General features: G+C 64.2%; 2 protein-coding genes. One reads left to right on the plus strand and one right to left on the minus strand.

Features of this window, described 5'->3' with window-relative positions; all coding sequences use genetic code 11:
* Positions 1-8: 8 nt before the first annotated feature.
* Positions 9-941 carry an IS1595 family transposase gene (locus IHV84_RS20190; RefSeq protein WP_233100156.1) on the minus strand — a complete coding sequence of 311 codons (933 nt, stop codon included), beginning with the start codon at positions 939-941 and terminating at the stop codon, positions 9-11.
* Here IHV84_RS20190 and IHV84_RS20585 point away from each other — a divergent pair.
* Complete coding sequence (locus IHV84_RS20585) at positions 846-1,043, plus strand: hypothetical protein (protein ID WP_233100157.1); 198 nt, start codon at positions 846-848, stop codon at positions 1,041-1,043. The two genes, IHV84_RS20190 and IHV84_RS20585, sit on opposite strands and share 96 nt — an antisense overlap.
* Positions 1,044-1,074 lie beyond the last annotated feature (31 nt).

Raw genomic sequence — 1,074 nt, forward strand, 5'->3', positions numbered from 1 at the left:
AGGCTCTTCTAGCGAATGCTAGTGACACTTTGATTCCCCATGGCCGCACCCAGCACCAGCGCGGGCTGCAGCCCCGTGGGGCCTGATCGGTCCAGCATCCTGAACCAGCCCAGGTACGAATCAAGGTATTTCGTTGCAACGCCCTTGAAACGCTGCATCCACCCGCGCAGCCTGCTGACATAGGCATTGACGTTCTGCACATGCCAGGGCCCCCTCACCCGCTGGCCCCGGCTCACGTTCACTGCCCGGTGCTGCACACCCAAGAGCCGCGCTGCACTGGCCAGAGTGACGCTGCCGTCGGTGCACAGGATGGTGTCCGGTGGTAACAAGGGCTTGAGTGCTGCTTGCACACTGACGGCCTTGCTCGTCTGCAGGATGAGGTTGGCCGTTGCTCCCGCCCGGTCTCGTGCCATCAGCACCGGGGTGTACTCTGAGCCCTTGCAGCCAGCCAGTGCCTTGCCGCCCCGCCGGCGAGGACGGCGCAGCAACCCTCTTTGGCCTTTGCAGGAGACCAGGAAGTAGGACTCATCGGCCTCGGCAATGCCCACAAGCTGGTGAGCCTGCTGGTGGCTTGGGCAGGCCAGGAAGCGGTGGCGCCAGCGAAAGGCGGTGCTTTGCGCCACGCCCAGGCGCTGGGCCACCTGGTTGAGCGAGAGGCCCTCGCCCAGAGCCTGCGCCTGGCCCATCCACTTGTCCCGCAGATGCAAACGCGCCAGGGGCGTTCCCGTCAAGGCGTTGAAGGTGCGCGCGCAATGGCGACACTTGAAACGTTGCAGCCCATTGGCCGAGCCGTTCTTGACGAGCAGGGAGCTGCTGCAATGCGGGCAAGCCCGGCAGGCGCCGCTATGCGCTTCTACAACGGCGATGGCTTGACTGTGATCGAGCAGCGCCTGCAGAGAGCTTGCCAGTTGCTGGAGCTGGTGGTGCGTCAGCTGGGGCAAGCTGTGGATCAAGCGCGTCATCTGTTGCTGTCGCATGGCCTTCTCCTGGGGCTGACGCAGGAGCGTCATGCTTGGGAGATGGGGGCGCTGCAGGGCGTTTAAAGACTCATCACTAGCATTCGCTAGAAGAGCC

The organism is Acidovorax sp. IB03 (assembly GCF_016406015.1).
GTDB lineage: Bacteria > Pseudomonadota > Gammaproteobacteria > Burkholderiales > Burkholderiaceae_C > Acidovorax > Acidovorax temperans.